Genomic DNA, 16,817 nt, shown 5'->3' with positions numbered 1-16,817 from the left:
CAGCATGAAAGTACTAATTGTCGATGATGAAAAACACGTCCGCGACGCAATTAAACTACTGGGGCAGTGGGATGTTGTGGGAGTAGATACGTTATTGGAAGCAGCGGATGGGCATGAAGCGATTGAACTCATCACTGAACACGAGCCGCAAATTATATTGAGCGATATGCGTATGCCGGGCAAAGACGGCATGGAATTACTGGAGTGGATCTCTGTCCATACCCCACACAGCAAGGTGTTAGTTATCAGTGGGTATGATGATTTCCAGCTCGTTAGGCACGCCATTCGTTATGGTGGGATGGACTATCTATTGAAACCTGTCGAAACGGAGGAACTCAATGCTTCCTTGTTAAAAGCAATTAAGGCTTGGCAGGAAGATGAGACCCTTCGCGTGCAGACGATGCAACAATCTATGGTCATGAATACGATGCGCCCACATTATCATGACCGCTTGCTTACGGAATTAGTCGTTGGGCGTGGCAATAGCACTACTCAAATGGAGAGAATTCGTAATGAGCTGAACCTCTCCCAACTCGTGAGTACATGCAACATCGCCGTCACGAGTCTGTCTCAACTCGATGCTGGTTGTCAGGCGAAATATCGCAGCCAGCCTGATCTGCTCGTTTTCTCTGTGCTCAATATCTGTGCAGAGATGTTAAGTACCCCCAACGAAGGAGTTGTGTTCCGCCAGCTCGATCAGCCAGACCAGGTTGTTATGCTACATTGGGGTTCGCCAGCCTCTTTGCAGGCCGTTCTGGAACGTGTAAACACCGGACTGGAACAGACAATTCAGCGTCGTCTTCACTATGGTATTGCTTCTTGTGATGTATTTCCATCTGGCATTCCCAACGCGTATCAGGAAGCGAGCCAGCGACTATGGCGGAGAAACGCATTACAAACTCACCATAGATTCCATGCCTCATTGGACTCGTCCACAGCAACGAAAGGTCTTCGGTTATCCACAATGGAAGAACCCTTGCGATTAGCAGCGATAAGTGGTCGTGACGCTAATGTATCTACGGCTGTAGGCGAGTGGATCGATCCACTTACCCGGCTTGATACAGTTACACCGGAGCAAGTGCTCCAGTGGATTCAAGAGATGGACTGGATGCTGGGACGCTGGCTTGACGATACAGCAGGTATGTCTTCCACAGAGGAAGATGAGCAGGATAAGCTGGATGAACCATTCTTACCTTTTGCTGAGCTGCCGTTTGATCGTGAAGGCATGTTGTCTCTTCCACTCCTTCGCTCTTTGTTGGAACAGCGACTCATCGCTGCTGGAAAGGCTCTAGCAGCACAGCACCATACGAGCCATGACCCGATGAAAGAGATTGCACGTTATATGGATGCTCATTATCAGGAGGACTTGTCCCTGCAACAGATCTCTGCCCGTTTCTATCTCAGCCGCGAATATATCTCTCGCAAATTCAAACAGCAGTTCGGTCTGAACTGGTCGGAATATCTCGGGAAGCTGCGGATTAATAATGCCAAATTATTGCTCCAAAATCCTTCACTACGCATTGCCAAAATCTCAGAGATGGTTGGGTTCCAGGACGAGAAATATTTCAGTAAAGTATTTAAGAAAATGGAAGGACTGACACCTGGGGATTATCGAAAATCTCTAGATCAATAACGACTCAATCCTTTATTATCACGGCAGGGACCACACGAATATAGATCAATTCTCCCGCCAGCTCAACAATCGTCTGCGTAACAATTACAGCAGCCGTTATGGCAGCCCACTCCGCTGGCAGCGCGAGTGCCAAAGGAAGAACAACAAGGGAATTGCGTGTGGAGGCGCTGAAGATCAGTGCCCTGCCTGCACCCACATCAAGTCGGAACATACGCGCAACCATACGCGAGAATACTGGCATTACGATCATAAAGGCGACGTATATAGGAAGAACGTTAACAATAACAGCCCACTCCTCATACACCTGCCCGATCTGAGAGGCAACCACGACAATCAGCGCAAGAGCCATCAATGGGACGGGTAGCCAAGCGGTGGCATTTAATATGGCCTCGCCTTTAGGTCTGCCTTTAGATACGACCTGAGTACAGATCGCCAGCAGCAGCGGAATGACGATCAGGAACAGAAACGCCTCGGCAAATGGCCCAAGCTGCATAATCTGCGCTGCTTCTGCACCCATGAACAACCATAGATACACGGGTAACATGATCATCTGCACCACGAACAGCATGGGGGTGGAAGCAAGCATGAGTTTCTCATTTCCCCTCCCAAGCTGAGTGAATACAATAACGTAGTCAATACACGGAGTTAGCAATACTAGATAGACTCCTAACGAGACAGCAGATGTCTGCGGGAATACGAGGACAAGCAGCCATACAAGCACAGGAACGACAACAAAGTTAGCAACCAGTAATGCGCCTATAAATCGAAGATTCGAAATCGATTCTCTAAGCTGTAGAAAAGGAATCTGCGCAAACATGCTGTATAACAAACATGCGAGCACAGGTGAAACGGTATACACCAGAGCAGATCCCCAATCGGGCATGCCAAGCCCAATTCCTGCCCCCACAAGCAGAGCAGCTACATAGAACCACGTCTGTTGCTTCTCCATCATCTCTCTTGTAAACAATTTTTCTTTCCCCCGATCAATTTCTATTCATTTGAAAGGTTATGCCGTCATTGGAGTGGCAAGTGTAATAGTCATTCGTTCATTTTATACAAGAAGTCCATTATATCGGACATATTATGGATTCAACTTGCGTACATTGGGACAGACTGGGAGTGAATGTGTCACCATGAGTGACTTTTTCTAAAATTACATGATGTCTTGGATATTTTTTGCGCGCTCCTTATTAAAATGTGGGAGAACTGGGTATATTCATTGTAGACTGACCCGTGGTTCATTCATTTCTGTTCAACCAAGGAGGAAATACCATGTCACGTAATAATCCGTACAAGTGGTTAAACGCAATTGGTTTTATCGCTGTTATCATTGTGAACTACCTTTCGAATGCTCTACCTATCGGTGGCAGAACGAACAAAGAAGTGTCGGATATGTACCCTGTTCTACTAACCCCTGCGGGATACGCGTTCGCCATCTGGGGATTGATCTACCTCTTGCTCGCCGGTTTCGTCATTTACCAGTTTGTTCCGGCATCCTGGAAGCGAGATTCAATCACCCGGCTCGGATATTGGTTTCTGGCCAGCTGTGCCTTTAACGTGGCGTGGATCTTTGCTTTTCAGAACCTACAGACAGGTCTCGCTCTACTAATTATCGTACTGCTCCTACTATCCCTGATTGTGCTATATGTCAAAACACGTGCCATCACGCTACCGACAACTGCCGAAATGTGGCTTGTAAAGCTGCCATTTAGCATCTATCTCGGATGGGTGAGTGTAGCTACCATTATCAACGTTGCGGTGTTATTGTACAAAATCGGTTGGGATGGCTTCGGCATCAGCGAACCGACTTGGACAATTATTATGCTTATCGTAGGTCTTGTTCTCGCTGTACTGGTGAGTTTCCCTTATCGCGATAGCGTATATCCACTCGTCTTCACATGGGCATACATTGCCATTGCATTGAAGCAAAAAGACGTCACTTCCGTCTATTATACAGCGATTGCCTTGGCGATCGTGATTGCTCTCTACGCGGTATGGCTGTTCTTCGCCCGTAATCAGAATCGGGATTAACATATATTATTACTTACCATTAGGATGAGCTTTCTCAAATCATCCAACACGAATGCTTGATTCCTCCAAACATATCATTTCATAGTACATTGTAACTCAAAAAGCCGACTCCCTGGTCGATCAAGACCAGAGAATCGGCTTTTTATGTATTTCTTTACTTCTATAATCCGTTCTTACCAAGCTCGCTAAGCTAAGCCTAGGCTTGTCCTATTTACGGGCAATAACTTCAATCTCAACAAGTGCATCCTTCGGCAGACGAGCAACCTCAACGGCACTACGTGCTGGGTATGGCTGTGTGAAGAATGTGCTATACACTTCGTTTACAGGAACGAAATCGTTCATGTCTTTCAGGAATACGGTTGTTTTCACAACGTTGTCCATTGTCGTACCTGCGGCTTCGAGGATCGCCTTCACATTGCTCAGGGAAAGACGAGTCTGCTCTTGTACATCTGCGCCGAATTCTCCCGTTTGTGGGTTGAGCCCCAGTTGACCAGACGTGTAGATAAAGTCACCTGCATCGACAGCTTGACTGTATGGACCAATAGCGCCTGGCGCCTGATCCGTAGAAATTGGTTTTTTCATGGATTAACTCTCCTTTATGTTCGTTCTCATGCCACCATAGGGTAGCAAGTTGATGAACTCATTTTGATGCTTATTATACCACGGAAGCTTCCGTTCCAAGCACATGAATAACTTCATTGGAATAAACGTGATGACCTTTCGTCCCCACAAGCGCAATATTGATCATTGCCTGAGCAATGGTTGCCGCAGGGATCGCCCGATATTTAGCAGCCTTACCTGTCATCCACCGATCCAGCAGCTTCATGGCATACGCACCCAACTGCTCGCCAATTCTAGTCTCCTTCCGATCCCCCAGAATGAGAGAAGGACGGAAGATTTGCAATGAATTGAAGCCAAGGGCGGTTAAAGCATCCTCCATTTCCCCTTTGGTTCGGCTGTAGAACACCCGCAAATCCGAATTCGCACCCATCGACGAGATGACCAGCATCTGAGAAACGCCGTGCTGCTTCGCAAGTTTTCCTGCTTCCACAACATAGTCATAATCCACTTTACGGAAATTTTCCTGACTGCCAGCTTTCTTGATCGTTGTTCCAAGGCAACAATACAGGTCCGATACACCTGTGAACCACTGCGCTGCCTCGTGAAGTTGATCCCAATCCACGATGTGTTGCTTCAGCTTGGGATGCTCTAGCGTCAATGGACGCCTGACAAATACATGAACCTCGCGGTAGGATGAATGCTTAAGCAAACGATCTACTAATAGACCGCCGACAAGACCGGTAGCTCCGATCACTACGGCCTTCTTTTCGATATGCTCCATGATCATCCCTCCCTTTTTTATATTAAATGAACTAACGGACATTACACAGACCACACCGATAACCAAACAACCTTCTGATCATTCCTTTTTCAGTAACACCTGACGCCCCAACGTAAACGTTAAGATTAACATCGCTGCACCTACACCCATCTGGAAGCCATAGGTCGAAAACCATGTCATCGTTTCAGGCCACTTCTCCATTTTCTCATACAGCGAGCCCCCGATTAATGGCCCAAGAAAAGAAGTCACCCCAGTTAATGCTGAATACACCGCCACAAACATCGGTCGTTCGCTTTTGGGCGTATCGCCAATGGTGAAGTTAAAGGCAAGCTGGTTGAAGCCCCCCACACCAATGCCAAGAAAGATATGAGAGCAAAATAGCGCTACCAAAACTGGCATAAACGACATCAATCCCCACGATAGACAGGAGAGTGCAATAATAGGCAACGTCCAGAACAACAACGTTTTGTTGCTGAATCTCGCATTGAGATTACCCCACAGGTAAAATCCCATCATCATAACCAAGGTCTGCACTACCGTAATGATGGACACCGTCTGGTAGTTCACGTTAAGCAAATCCAGCATGACATAGGAATACAGCGGAACAATGAGAGTTTGAATGAGCAACCAAGCTGCTAAGAACAGCGTTGCCTTCAGGAACGACTGATCTTGAAATGGCTTTTTGAACATACGCCAAAAACCTTTTTCCGTGGAACGCTCGAAAGGCATATCTGGATAAAATAAATAGATGACGGTATTCGCAATCGCACAGATCCATACGGGAATGAACAAAATAAGGAAACCCGTCCCGCCTGGAAAACGATCCAGAACCATACCTCCAACAAATAAGCATACGCTTCCAAGAGCGTTCAGAATGGTGTTTCGTATTCCGAAATAACGCCCTCTGACCTTGGCAGGTACAATGTCTCCAATGAGCGATGTCCAGATCATACCGCCAATGGTATTGGCAATAAACGCTACAGTATACATCCCGATAAAAATAGATACCCACCATTCCTGCGGGAAAAGAAATGGGATAAGCCCTGTTGCACTCCACAGGATACGGTGCGCCCCAACGAATAACAGAAGCATACGCTTTCGACTGCGAATGCGCTGCATCCAATAGGCTGCACCAATCTGTGCAATGTTTACAAACGTCGTAATTGCGAGCACAAAACCAATTTGTCTTGACCCGGCTCCAAGGTACAGCAGAAATCCCGTTAAAAATGGGCCACCCAGCAAAGTCTGTAAAATGATTGCCGGTACACCCTCCCACGTTGCAATTGCTAAATTGGTACGTTGCTTCGAACCCTTACGCCGTAGTTTGCTTGCAAACGAGGGAGGGTTTACTTTGACCATCTTCTGTATGGGGATACACTCCTTAGACCAGGCTTCTATCGCCGGCCAATGCTAGTTGTCACCCCAAATTCTACTCACAGTCCAATCATTGTCAACCCATTTTTTCACGATTAAGCGGAAGGTATAACCGGAATGTACTTCCCTTGCCCTCCACGCTCTCCAACTGGATGTTTCCGTCCAGCAAACGTGCCAAATCTCGGCTGATGGACAGACCCAATCCCGTACCGCCAAATTTACGACTAATGGAGCCATCCGCTTGTTGAAATGCTTCAAATATAGACTCAAATTGATCTGCCGAGATGCCGATCCCTGTATCTTTGACCGCGAATACAAGCCAGCGTCCTGGTCTTGAGAGCTTGTTCGATTGTTCAGTACTCACCGTCAACTGCACCGTACCCTGAGGGGTGAATTTGATGGCATTCGACATCAGGTTTCGCAAGATCTGCTGAACACGCTGGGGATCTGACCATAATGTCTCGGGTACACCTTTTTTGCGCTCCATCACAAGCTCGACGCCTTTTTTCTCCGCGACCAATTGAAAGTGACTCATAACATCCTCCGTCAATTGGGCGATACTGATATCCTCCAATACGATGTCGAGTCTGCCCGCCTCTACTTTGGATAGATCCAATATATCGTTGATTAACGTTAATAACTCTTGACCAGAATGATCGATCATCGTTGCAAAACGTACGATATCCTCCTGATCCATCGTATCCGCATTCTCACTGATCATCTGAGCAAAGTTAATGACACTGTTCAATGGCGTACGCAATTCATGAGACATATTAGCGAGGAATTCAGACTTGTATTGCGAGGCGATCATCAATTGTTTGGCGCGATCCTCCAGCACGATCTGCGCTTTCTGCAATTCTTCTTTTTGCACGGATAACAACCGGTTCGTACTCTGTATAAGTAAAATGCGACTCTGTTCGTTCTGGAAATCACGCAAGATGAAGGCAAAAATAAGGCTTAGCACGATACCTGTAGGAAGTGTATACGGCATGATATGTGAGAAAAAGTATGCCGCAGGAATCACGCCTACAATCGCGATATTGATACTGTTGACCACATTAACGATGAGTGTGACAATAATGCCTTTAACGATCAGTCTGTAGCTGCTGCGTCTCATCCATATATTTAAACCCGCACACATTACACCCAGCATGGACATGTTAATAACGGCTGCCATCGTAGCATCTGTAATGCCAAACGTTAGTCTCGATAACCCGATTCCCACACCAATGAGGATGACGCTATAGGGTTGCCTATACGTCAGAACGGCAACAATGAGAGGAACATACCGAAGATCAAAAACCACTTCTTCTGTGAGCTGGAAGCCAAAAACCGTACTGATCCAACCTGCAAAAATGAGAAGCAGCACCGAACTGATCTGTTTCACCCGAGAGGAAGCACGTATTACGATGTATTTATAGAAAACACTAGCGAGATATGCAATCGTAATCAGCATTCCCATATTCAGTACGAACATTTTTGAAAATTGCATTCACTCACTCCTGTTGTCCCGACTTTACTGGCTCTACCGCCTCGTGTTCGTATGTATCTCTATCATATCATGCCCACTTCCGCTTCCGCATTTCTTATTCGTCAAAAGAATACACAAATATACACAAATCAGGATTCAATTTGTGGTCTGGACGTAGTAGAATATATTGTTGTTCAAATTTGAACTAGTTACATTGTGTGATCATGTTCGTGCCCGAACATGAATGAAAGGAGAAAGCCTGCTGTGCAATTATTAAAAAGTAAATCCTACTGGCTGTCGCTAAGCTTGATGTTATCCTTGGCTGTCATGGGAATGTTCTACGATATTCTGAATAGCCCAGAACGCGGATTCGTTGTACTGAACTCCCCGATCGACCGCATGATTCCCTTCGTGCCCGCGATGTCCATTCCTTATTTGGGTTGGTATCCGTTTGTATTTGGAGTATTGGCGTATCTGTGTGCCAAGGATCGACTCATGTATTACCGCGTCTTGTTGTCCATGAACATTTGTGTCTGGATCTGTTATCTCATTTATTTTAACTTTCAGACGATGGTTCCGCGCCCAGAGCTAACGGGTACAGGTCTCGGTGCATCTGTTCTCGGATGGCTCTACAGCCAGGATCGTCCATATAATTGTTTCCCGAGCATTCATGCGCTTCATTCTTATCTTGTCATGCGCGCTGTACTCTCTGTCCCGAGTATCCGCAAATCTATTAAACGATGGGTAGCTGGAGGGGCTGCGCTCATTATCGTATCCACACTGTTGATCAAACAACATGTCATCTATGATGCACTGGGTGCAATCATTCTCGGCGAATGCATTTTCACAATCATCACTGGCCTGGCTCTCCATCGCCGGCGCAGAAAAGAATCGAAATGGACGCAAGGGATCAGCTGATCCCCTGCTCCGACGGTTTCTGAAGATGCTGTTGCCTTCTCCACTCGTCAATAAATAAACCTGCGAAATAGGGATCCCATTGGGATCCTTTTCCTTCTTCTAGAATCATTAACGCTTTCTCATAGCTCATCCCGTTCCGATAGGGACGATCCGAGGTCATCGCATCAAATGCATCCGCTACTGCAATAATGCGGCCAAAGAGGGGGATATCGAGTCCTGCCTTACCATCCGGATAACCTTTGCCATCGTACCGTTCATGGTGGGATCTGACGCCAGGTAGAAAGTCCGCCATGGCATCAATTGGTTCGATCTGTAGCAAAATATTCTCTCCCAGCACAGGATGGGTTTTAATAATTGCGAATTCCTCTTCACTAAGTTTGCCATCCTTCAACAGAACTTCATCAGGTATACCAATCTTACCGATATCATGCAGCAATGCGGATTTGTACAATAGGTCAGCCTGCTCTTCATTCATTCCACTAAGCTTCCCGATCAGAATTGAATATTCTGCGACCCGCATGGAATGACCAGCCGTGTATTTATCCCGTGCATCCAAGGCAGCAGCTAGCGTTGAGAAATAACTCTGAAGCAGCTGTCTATTACGCTCCTGTCTCATCTCCAGCCGGTTAATCATCATATTAAATCCAGATATCAACGCAGAAAATTCATCTGCATACAAATCAGGAGCCCTTCTCCCCAGATCGCCTTCCTGGATTCGATTCATCTCTTTGGTTAGATCAGCAACAGGATCCCGTACGTCGCGGATAAGCAGCCAACTGCCCACAAGGGCGAATCCCGCCCCTAACACAACAACGAGCACCCCCAAATGATGTACTCTTTGGCAAATTCGGGGTCCATGTACTGTAACCGGATAAACGTTGCTAGAAAAAATAAAAACAATGGGAATAGCCCGATCAGTGCCGTACTTAGCTGGAACTTACGCTGAATCGACACAAGTACACGTCCCTCAAGCGAGGGCTCAACCCCATATTGTCGTTTGCCTCGACGGCGAATTTCCAGCAAGAGCGGCCTTACCGCCCGAACCGTAAGAAAATATTCGATCAGCGCATGCATCACTGCAATCAAAATAGCACATGCTGCTGCGAGCGAAACATAAAAGTAAGGGAACTCCACCCAGCCCTTGTCCAGCATCCATAGTGTTAACCCCGCAGCTGGCAGTGAGAATCCTAATAGATGTGGAAGCATGATTCGATAGATAGTCCGCCCTGGAAAACGGTGAATTTTCTCATACATGCTATCCATCTGTTCCCTCGAATGGCGCTCAGTTGTAACAAAAAAACGCCGGATTGGCATAAGCTGCACACGAAAAGCAAGCCATTCCGCACTCAGCATAAACACAAGCGAAATCAACACAATCGCTAGTAAACGTATAAATTGAATATTTGGTATTTGCAAAGTGGATACCATAACGACCGTACCCACGACAAAAACAGCCCCTAATGAACCGATGAGGTAATTTCGTAGCAAACGTAAGATAAAGGAACGGTAAACTTCCACCCAAACCCCTCACTCTCTCTGTGCAACCCACGCTACCTCGATAAGCCTGAGGCAGATTAAGGATATAGCTCATAGGATATTATCGGTTATTTGAGTCCAAAAACTTAATGATTTTAATACAATCCAAAGCGAGTCAATATTACAATATTTTCATAATCATAATTTGAAGAATCAGAGCCTATGCACATCAAAAAGACTGCTTCCTGAGAAGCAGCCTTTTGTATATCCAGAGGGAGCATTATCCTTTTATTTTAGCAGCTAAAATCATCGTACCTCGCGGCTGATCACCCAGTGCATCCGGCTCTAGCGTAATCGCTACGGTATCATAATCATTCCCTGATTCTAGGGTGTAATACACGGCCCCTGTGCCATCGTGACTTAGGAAGGTTCCGGCATTCTGCGGGGTATCCCCTTGATCAACCATACTTGAAATGCCTCTTTCCCCTCCAGCTCAGGCAAGTTCTCCGCTTGCACGACGAGATGAGTACCCTTACTGTCGATGACAATCGTTGCGAGACCCTGCGCCACAATGTCCTGCGTTGCAGGGCTAAGCTTGACGGCTTCGCCCGTCTGCATACTCTGGGCAGGCGCTAACGCTGACGCCAGCTGCTCTTGCAGCTGCGCATTCTGCGCTTGCGCCTCGGCGAGCTGCGCTTGCGCTGTTGCTGACCCGGCAGCTTGCTGCGTCAGCAAGCTGAGCTGGCTCTGCAGCTGCGCTGCATAGATCGCCAGCACCAGCGCAGCCGCCGCGAGGCCAGCGCTCGCCACGCGCCATGCGCGGCTGCCGCGCGGACGCGCGCGCCCTCCAGGCTGCAACGGCTGTGCCTGTGCAGCCTCTTCCGCCCGAGCCGCAGGCACTGCCGTTACCGGCGGCAGCCCTGGCTCGGGCTGCGCCGCCTCCCCGCGGGGCGGCGCAAGATCTGCCTGAAGCACAGCAGGTGCTTCAGGGTGCGCAGGAGCGGTGGACGGCTTCGCCCCGGCGCCCTCCTGCGATTGTCCGAGCACGTTGCCTAGCACACGTGCTCTCATGCCTGGCGGCGGTGCCACAGGTTCCGCCGCGAGTGGCAGGAAGCCCGTTACTTCCTGCAATTCCTTCACCTCTTGGCGGCAAGCATCACATTCCTTCAAGTGAGCTTCGAATGCCTCCACTTCCTCTGCTTCCAGCCCACCTAGCACATACATCGGTGCCAGATCAGACCACTCCTCATGTCGTTCTATCATGGATGTATGCCCTCCCTTCCCGTGTCTGAATGCAATTCAGCATCGGCGAGCAGCTTCTGTAGCTGTCTCATCGCAAGCCTGACACGGCTCTTCACTGTACCTAGCGGAATCCCGAATCTGCTGGATACCTCCTGTTGCGTTAACCCGGCATAATAGATCGATTCAATCACCTGTTGCTGATCACCGTTTAACTGGGATAGTGCTTCCTTAATTCGAGTGCCTTCCCATTTACGTTCTACTTCTGCTTCTGTATTCGTATATTCATCGGCATACGCCGTCAGTGTCTCTTGCTCCACCGTCGTTGTGGCTGCCCCTTTGGACTTACGCCTCAGCATGTCCACTGCAATATTGCGTGTGATCGCAAACATCCATGTGGTCAGCTTCCCCTGTGAGGCCTCATATCGTTCAGCGTTATTCCAGACACGCAAGAACAGCTCTTGAACCGTTTCCTCTGCCGTCATGGGATCACCCACGATCCGATAAGCAAAGGAATATACAGCCCGCTCGTAGCGGTCATATAAAAGCTCCAGCGCCGAAGCATCTCGCTCTGCAATCTGACGCATTAATCTGCTGTCATCCATCGATTCTGTCATCCGAGGGCCCCTTTCATTATGCTCCCCCATATTATAACCTACGTTGAAACATTTGAAGAGGATTACACTTTTGAAGATAAAATATGAAATTTTCTGAATTATTTTCATAAATCATGATATCAACTGCAATCTAAGCCATGTCTAATTAGATCATCATATTTACACGACACAATAGCTGTGTAACAAGCTCTCTTTCCTTTATCTTGCAAAAAATTACAGAGTGTGATATACTCTAAGAGTTGGTTTTAAACCTCAAATGATTTTCTGTCTTCTTTTAACCCCGGAATATTTTCTTCATGCTGCGACCGCAGCGAATTGTTCACTAACCTATGGAGATTGAAGAACCTGAATCACATGACCCGGTAATAACAGAGTTTCACAAGATTTTCCCATTCACACTGGCGCGGTCATCGGAGCCGCAAGGACAAAAGAGAGGTAGGGCTTTTGTTGTTTTGGAAGTCACTTATTCTTGAGAAGATTGAAAACATACACACACAAAGCACCCGGAATTGGGTTCCGGGTGTTTTTCCATGTCCATTATTAGCATAGGGAAATCCTCATAAACGAGAGGTACAGCAACTCCTACATCCTGTCCACTCACTTTCTCCATCCATCGGTCAGTTCATCCAATGAGACCATATACAGATGGCTGCGTTCCTTGAACAGTAACTGATCCTTTCTTCCATCCAGTACGTGTAGTTCATCCGCCTCTCCATCTACACTAACAAAGGAAAACTGCCGCACCAGACTTAGCTTATCACCATGTAGCTGTAACAAAACGTATTGCCCCTTCTTATTATATCCGCTCTGAAACAACGCTAACGTTCCATTCGTGGCGACCACATGAGAACCAGACAACCCTGTCTCAACTAGCGAAACCTGTGGCTGATCATACGGATCTGTGATCCGTCCTACCTTGAAGTCCGTGTAATAATAGAACCACACCTCCTGATCGGACACCACATTAAGTGCGTAACAATCTGCAATATCTGCCTTGGTGTTCACATAAATCTGCTGTCCCTGTCTATTCCATGCGATTAATCCAGGTGCGCCTACAGGCTCATACCACCCGAAATTTCCAAATACTCCTTCATCAAAGTAACTTGTCCATATATTCCCTTCTACACTTGTCTGCACTCGTTCGATCCCATCTCCCAGCAGCAGTTCATGCAGCAATTGGCCATCTCGATCAACAATTTTGCCATTCAGATCATAGCGATCCTGCCCGTAATAGCGGCTGCGTGCTCCAACAAGCAAAAGCTCTTCTCCAAGAGGTTGAGCATAATGCAGATTAAAATGCGACTCCAGCGTAGTTATCCCGTGTACAGCATTCTGGACGCTATCCACAATAAGTACCTTATAGACTCGTTTCTGCTGAAGATCACTTTGGACAAACATCCCACGCTCACGTTCTGGAATCTGGTCAATCAACAAGATATATAGGTTGCCGTCATAACCAAACGAAGCCGATACAAACATAAATCCATCTTCATATGCCGTCAGATCAAACACCGGTTGTAATTGTATGTCCTGAATCTTCATGCTCAGTGCTGATCTATGTATGGTTTTCGCCTTATTCATCTTCTTGGTCTTCCCTGTACTATTTGCTTTATTTGTTTGGTTTGTCTTTTTTGACATCTCAATAACCCCTTCCATCTACCCGTCTCATGTATCTAATATTGATTTTAAATCCATGTCTTGTTAGTGAGCAGGGTATAAGTATGGCGAAAACCTTCTTCCTTGGGCTTGCTCTCTAAGGTAGGGCTGACTAAGATAAATCTATGGGCACACGAGCAAAAAAAAGGCACCGATCTGCTCGGCACCTGCATTACACCATTTACACTTTATTTCGTTTCTATTTATTAGAGCCTATATATTCGTTGATTAGATTAGACAAACATCGTTTTGGAGATGATGACCAGCAGGATAAACAATACGAGTATTGTTCCCATTGAACCCCAGCTTCCGCCACCATGCTTACAAGGAGTATAACCACAATGGTGCCCTTGCATTACAGGAGCTTGGTTAGGCTGATGACCATAACCATATCCGTATCCCATAGGTACACCACATCCATAACCATATCCTTCATGACCTGTGTATTGGTATCCGTACATATGCTCATGACCTCCCATTTGTCCATATACGTGTCCCTGTCCGTTCGGTGAGTTTGGTTTTACTTCGCTCATCGTTCATTCCTCCTTAGCATTTGCCTACACCCCTAAGCTATGTATTTAGCCTACCTCTGGACCGGGCGAAAGCCTTGTTTTTGACAAAATGGGCACTTTGTTTGGTCATATCCGTCTTGATTATCACGTCATTTATCGAAAGCTTGTCCACTAAAAAAACTCCACCGGTTACCCGGCAGAGTTCTTCATCATTATACCCAGAAGGATTTAGTGATGATTACGAGGAGAATGAACAAAACCAGGATCGCACCAGTGGATGTCCAGCCGCCGTATCCTACGCCTCCAACTACTTCGCTCATTGTGAATCCTCCCTTATTATTAGAATATTAAGATCATGGAAATGTTTTAAACGAGGAATGCCTTAGTGATGATAACCAACAGAATGAACAAAACCAGAATCGCACCAGTAGACGTCCAGCCGCCGTATCCACCTACAACTCCACTCATGTAAAACCCCTCCTTCGATTTGAGGTACAGTTCACTATATGCAACAGTGCCTCTCTAGACCGGGCTCTATGTAAAAATGGGCTGATCCCTACAGAGGGCTATCCAATATACGTAATCACTTCATGCCTTCTGGAATGGGCTGGCTCCGAGCATGTATGTATTGGAGACTTATTTAAGCTCTTGATAGTGCACATATCAGCAACACTTGGTTCCACAGACTTATTTTCCTGATTCACGCCGTTCTTCCACATTAAGAATAATTAACAATCATCTTTTCTAATTTATTCCACTTATATCGAGTTACCTTAACGGTATCTTTGTGAGGATATTTTTATAAATAGTGTTAAAATTACCTTTTTGGTAATTATACTTTCTCAATAATTTAGTAATGTTATTATTTTGCTATTAACATAGGAAGGAGAGATTATGTCAACACTGGGTGAACGCATCAAACATTTAAGGGAACTTAAGGGGCTGTCTCAAAAGGATTTATCAGAAAAAACACAGCTCACTATAGTTCAATTGTCCCGGTACGAAACTAACCATAGAAAGCCAGACCCTGATGCCTTGTCTCGTTTGGTAACAGTTTTGGAGACAAGTGCCGATTATCTTATCGGTCTAAACTCAGAACCATTGAAAAGCTCAACTAGGGAATTAAACGCGAAGTTTTCCTCTTATATGAGTCATCCTATCTATGGTGTCTTTTTAAAAGAGTTTCTCGACGCACCAGATCAACTTAAGAATGAGACTAAACATTTTTTTGAATTTATCACGCACAATTATGAAGGATTAGAATCAAAGCAAGATCAAATACAAGACGATATTAGAAAAAATCCCATCCGATGGGGAACACACTAGGAGAAGTTAGATACATGAAAAAGCTTATTTCAATTTTAGCCTTAGCTGCATTGCTTAGTGCATGCGGTAATACAGAAACACCAAAAACAGCCGATACTACAACTCCAGAGACAACTGCTGCGACTGAAACTGCCCCTGTTGAGACGGTCTCTGCTGAAGCTACTAAGTTCGCTACATATAATGGGGAAGGTTTCTCATTCTCATATCCAGAAGACTGGAAAAGTGTAGATACTAGCCAATGGAATGCACCAGCAATAAAAGCTGCGTTCTCGGATCAATCATCATCAGCCCAATTTGCAGATAATATTAATTTCACGATTGAAGCAAGTGCATCCGGTTCAGTTGATCCTGAAGAATTCGCCAATAACACGGCTAACTATTATTTGCAAAATGGTTCCTCGATCGGTATCTCTGAGTATAAAAAGACTAACTACACCAACAAACCTTACAAAGAATATAACGCAGGTATTTTAGAGGGAACATATAAAAATAACACTGGCACAGAAGTGGTTCTTGTTCAATATATGATTCCGTCCAGTACAGATCTCTACAGCATGACGTTAACTTATGCCAAGGATTCTTACGACCAAGATGAAGTGAATCAAATCATCGACTCCTTGAGCATTTCTGCTTCTCTGGATCAAACGCCAAATGCTAACGCTGCTGGAGTTGCTGTTGCCGATTTTTTCAATAGCTTAACGCCATATGTCACATCTGATACAGGTGTATTAGATCAAACTTCTTATGATTTCTTCGCAAAACATAGCGATCTATTCCCTGCAAGTACTGCAGAACTTCGCAAAAATGTAAAAGGTCTCGTAGACTCAAACGTAACGACTCGACATCTGAATAAAAATGTAGCCAACTATTACGAAAAATTTGTGAAGGTTAGTGGGCAAGTCGTTCAAGTCGAAGAAGATAATTCTCTGGGTTCAACGTTCTCTATCGTTCTCGTTATGGATGATAATGGAAACTATATTACAGCATTGTACCCTGCAACAACTGGAGATTTGCTTGATGGAGATTTTGCTACAGTAATCGGTTTGCCTATTACGAACTACTCCTTCCAGAATGTTGGTGGCGGCTTTACTAATTCCACTCTCATTGGGGCTTCTTTGGTAGTAGCAGACTAAATACAGTATTTGAATCCCCAACCCTTAGGGCTGGGGGATTCATTTTTATTAAGCGAAACGTGCTTTGGTTTCTAAAGGGAATTGGTTAC

18 protein-coding genes and 1 pseudogene are annotated in these 16,817 nt (G+C 45.9%); 5 read left to right on the top strand and 14 right to left on the bottom strand.

Annotated elements, in window-relative coordinates; translation table 11 throughout:
• Positions 1 to 4: 4 nt before the first annotated feature.
• Entirely contained in the window at positions 5 to 1,633 is a 1,629-nt protein-coding gene (locus DMB88_RS02625; protein ID WP_128100090.1) for a response regulator transcription factor, read from the top strand.
• Between the two features lie 4 nt (positions 1,634 to 1,637).
• Here DMB88_RS02625 and DMB88_RS02620 read toward each other — a convergent pair whose 3' ends face one another.
• Positions 1,638 to 2,585: an arsenic resistance protein gene (locus DMB88_RS02620; protein ID WP_174715327.1), complete on the bottom strand. Its 948-nt coding sequence runs from the start codon at positions 2,583 to 2,585 to the stop codon at positions 1,638 to 1,640.
• Positions 2,586 to 2,905: 320 nt separating this feature from the next.
• On the opposite strand from DMB88_RS02620, the gene DMB88_RS02615 reads away from it, so the two are divergent.
• On the top strand, positions 2,906 to 3,664 hold the full coding sequence (locus DMB88_RS02615) for a tryptophan-rich sensory protein (protein WP_128100088.1): 759 nt from the start codon (positions 2,906 to 2,908) through the stop codon (positions 3,662 to 3,664).
• A gap of 207 nt (positions 3,665 to 3,871) precedes the next feature.
• Here the strand turns inward: DMB88_RS02615 and DMB88_RS02610 are convergent, their stop codons facing one another.
• The 4 genes from DMB88_RS02610 to DMB88_RS02595 all read right to left on the bottom strand — a co-directional run bounded on the left by DMB88_RS02610 (position 3,872) and on the right by DMB88_RS02595 (position 7,872).
• Positions 3,872 to 4,246: a RidA family protein gene (locus DMB88_RS02610; protein ID WP_128100087.1), complete on the bottom strand. Its 375-nt coding sequence runs from the start codon at positions 4,244 to 4,246 to the stop codon at positions 3,872 to 3,874.
• A gap of 73 nt (positions 4,247 to 4,319) precedes the next feature.
• Positions 4,320 to 4,997, bottom strand: coding sequence for an oxidoreductase (locus DMB88_RS02605; protein WP_128104278.1), 678 nt, complete (start codon positions 4,995 to 4,997; stop codon positions 4,320 to 4,322).
• 87 nt (positions 4,998 to 5,084) lie between these two features.
• The gene (locus DMB88_RS02600) at positions 5,085 to 6,365 is read right to left on the bottom strand and encodes an MFS transporter (protein WP_128100086.1); all 1,281 of its coding nucleotides are present in this window, start codon (positions 6,363 to 6,365) and stop codon (positions 5,085 to 5,087) included.
• Between the two features lie 91 nt (positions 6,366 to 6,456).
• Positions 6,457 to 7,872 (bottom strand): ATP-binding protein, encoded by a 1,416-nt coding sequence (locus DMB88_RS02595; protein ID WP_128100085.1) that lies wholly within the window; start codon positions 7,870 to 7,872, stop codon positions 6,457 to 6,459.
• Positions 7,873 to 8,115: 243 nt separating this feature from the next.
• Here DMB88_RS02595 and DMB88_RS02590 point away from each other — a divergent pair, with 243 nt between their 5' ends.
• The gene (locus DMB88_RS02590; protein WP_164848587.1) at positions 8,116 to 8,769 is read left to right on the top strand and encodes a phosphatase PAP2 family protein; all 654 of its coding nucleotides are present in this window, start codon (positions 8,116 to 8,118) and stop codon (positions 8,767 to 8,769) included.
• On the opposite strand, the gene DMB88_RS31880 is transcribed toward DMB88_RS02590, so the two are convergent.
• From DMB88_RS31880 to DMB88_RS30520, 9 genes and pseudogenes are all read right to left on the bottom strand, one after another.
• Positions 8,762 to 9,589 (bottom strand): HD-GYP domain-containing protein, encoded by an 828-nt coding sequence (locus DMB88_RS31880; protein WP_368028361.1) that lies wholly within the window; start codon positions 9,587 to 9,589, stop codon positions 8,762 to 8,764. The two genes, DMB88_RS02590 and DMB88_RS31880, sit on opposite strands and share 8 nt — an antisense overlap.
• On the bottom strand, positions 9,571 to 10,287 hold the full coding sequence (locus DMB88_RS31875; RefSeq protein ID WP_368028308.1) for a hypothetical protein: 717 nt from the start codon (positions 10,285 to 10,287) through the stop codon (positions 9,571 to 9,573). The genes DMB88_RS31880 and DMB88_RS31875 overlap by 19 nt, the downstream gene beginning before the upstream one ends.
• Before the next feature lie 238 nt (positions 10,288 to 10,525).
• On the bottom strand, positions 10,526 to 10,711 hold the full coding sequence (locus tag DMB88_RS30680; protein WP_254438423.1) for an anti-sigma factor: 186 nt from the start codon (positions 10,709 to 10,711) through the stop codon (positions 10,526 to 10,528).
• 123 nt (positions 10,712 to 10,834) lie between these two features.
• A complete protein-coding gene (locus DMB88_RS30675) occupies positions 10,835 to 11,062 on the bottom strand; it encodes a hypothetical protein (protein ID WP_254438678.1) in 228 nt (75 codons plus the stop codon).
• A 442-nt stretch (positions 11,063 to 11,504) separates the two neighbouring features.
• The gene (locus tag DMB88_RS02575) at positions 11,505 to 12,101 is read right to left on the bottom strand and encodes an RNA polymerase sigma factor (RefSeq protein ID WP_056704079.1); all 597 of its coding nucleotides are present in this window, start codon (positions 12,099 to 12,101) and stop codon (positions 11,505 to 11,507) included.
• Between the two features lie 597 nt (positions 12,102 to 12,698).
• A complete protein-coding gene (locus tag DMB88_RS02570) occupies positions 12,699 to 13,682 on the bottom strand; it encodes a hypothetical protein (RefSeq protein WP_254438422.1) in 984 nt (327 codons plus the stop codon).
• A 308-nt stretch (positions 13,683 to 13,990) separates the two neighbouring features.
• Positions 13,991 to 14,071 (bottom strand): annotated as a pseudogene (locus tag DMB88_RS30530) (YjcZ family sporulation protein); the annotation flags it as partial.
• Between the two features lie 410 nt (positions 14,072 to 14,481).
• Entirely contained in the window at positions 14,482 to 14,589 is a 108-nt protein-coding gene (locus tag DMB88_RS30525; RefSeq protein ID WP_217363767.1) for a YjcZ family sporulation protein, read from the bottom strand.
• A gap of 46 nt (positions 14,590 to 14,635) precedes the next feature.
• Complete coding sequence (locus DMB88_RS30520; protein WP_200956226.1) at positions 14,636 to 14,737, bottom strand: dihydroorotate dehydrogenase; 102 nt, start codon at positions 14,735 to 14,737, stop codon at positions 14,636 to 14,638.
• Positions 14,738 to 15,163: 426 nt separating this feature from the next.
• Here DMB88_RS30520 and DMB88_RS02560 point away from each other — a divergent pair, with 426 nt between their 5' ends.
• Both DMB88_RS02560 and DMB88_RS02555 read left to right on the top strand, forming a co-directional pair.
• Positions 15,164 to 15,595 carry a helix-turn-helix domain-containing protein gene (locus DMB88_RS02560; RefSeq protein ID WP_128100082.1) on the top strand — a complete coding sequence of 144 codons (432 nt, stop codon included), beginning with the start codon at positions 15,164 to 15,166 and terminating at the stop codon, positions 15,593 to 15,595.
• 14 nt (positions 15,596 to 15,609) lie between these two features.
• Positions 15,610 to 16,728, top strand: coding sequence for a PsbP-related protein (locus DMB88_RS02555; RefSeq protein WP_164848586.1), 1,119 nt, complete (start codon positions 15,610 to 15,612; stop codon positions 16,726 to 16,728).
• Positions 16,729 to 16,817: the final 89 nt, after the last annotated feature.

It is taken from the genome of Paenibacillus sp. DCT19, assembly GCF_003268635.1.
GTDB lineage: Bacteria > Bacillota > Bacilli > Paenibacillales > Paenibacillaceae > Paenibacillus.
This window is presented reverse-complemented; position numbering and strand designations above follow the sequence as displayed.